Source organism: Alloyangia mangrovi, from assembly GCF_002300555.2.
GTDB lineage: Bacteria > Pseudomonadota > Alphaproteobacteria > Rhodobacterales > Rhodobacteraceae > Salipiger > Salipiger mangrovi.
The window spans coordinates 1-950 of record NZ_NTHN02000142.1 but is presented as its reverse complement, the minus strand read 5'-3'; the positions used below and the strand labels follow the sequence as shown (position 1 = coordinate 950).

1 protein-coding gene is annotated in these 950 nt (G+C 71.2%); it reads right to left on the bottom strand.

Annotation, left to right across the window (positions count from 1 at the left end):
* Positions 1-950 (bottom strand): phosphatase PAP2 family protein (locus CLG85_RS27125; protein ID WP_260350395.1); only part of this gene is annotated, 950 nt, incomplete at both ends.

Genomic DNA, 950 nt, shown 5'->3' with positions numbered 1-950 from the left:
CAGCCGCGCGGCGATCGTCCCGGCGGCGCCGCCGGTCGAGACGACGCTGACGGCGGGCAGCGCCTCGCCCGAGAGCGTCACCACATCGAGCGGAAGCTGCCCGCCCGCCACCTCGGCCTGGACATCGGCGATGACCACCGGGCCAATGCCTGTCCGCTCGACCGGGATGGGGAGATGGTGAACCGCGATCCATAGTGCCCCGAGAAGGCAGGCACTCAGCGCGGTGCCGGCCAGCGCCGGGTGCGGCGCGCGCGGAAGCCCGGGCCGCCGGCGTGTCGCCTCGGCGGCGGCAAGGCCGATCACCATCCAGATCGCGCCGATCACCCAGCCGTTCAGCACATCCGACAGGAAATGCTCGACGAGGTAGACCCGCGACAGGCCCAGCGTGACAGCACTGCCCATGCCGGCCCAGATCGCCAGTGTCGGCCCGATCAGGCGCTCGCGCCAAAGCAGCAGCGCGATACTGCCGTAGAGCGCAACCGAGATCGCTGCATGGCCCGAGGGAAAGCTGTTCGAACTCTCGAGGAAGTAGGAAATCTCGGGGCGCGCACGGCCGAAGGCGAGCTTCAGCAAGGTCACGGTCGCCGCGTTTCCGAGCACCGCCACCGCCAGCCCAATGGCCGCGGCGCGATGGCCAAAGAGACCGAAGCCAAGCACCCCGCCGATCGCCACCAGCGTGGCGACCGGCACGTGCCCGGCCTGGGTGACCCAGCCCGCGATCTGCAGCCCAAGTGGCGTCCAGTAGGCATGCGCGAGGTTCGACACCCGTGCATCGAGCGCCGCCGTGTCGGGAACCAGCGCCAGATCGAGCGCCCCGTCCACGAAGACCCCGACGAGATAGACCAGCAGAAGCACGATGCCGGTGGCCAGCAGCCCGCCGCCATGCGACGGGTCGAGCCGGCGCCGCAAGACCGCCATGGCCCGCGGATGCCGCCCGGCGAGCCGCTGGG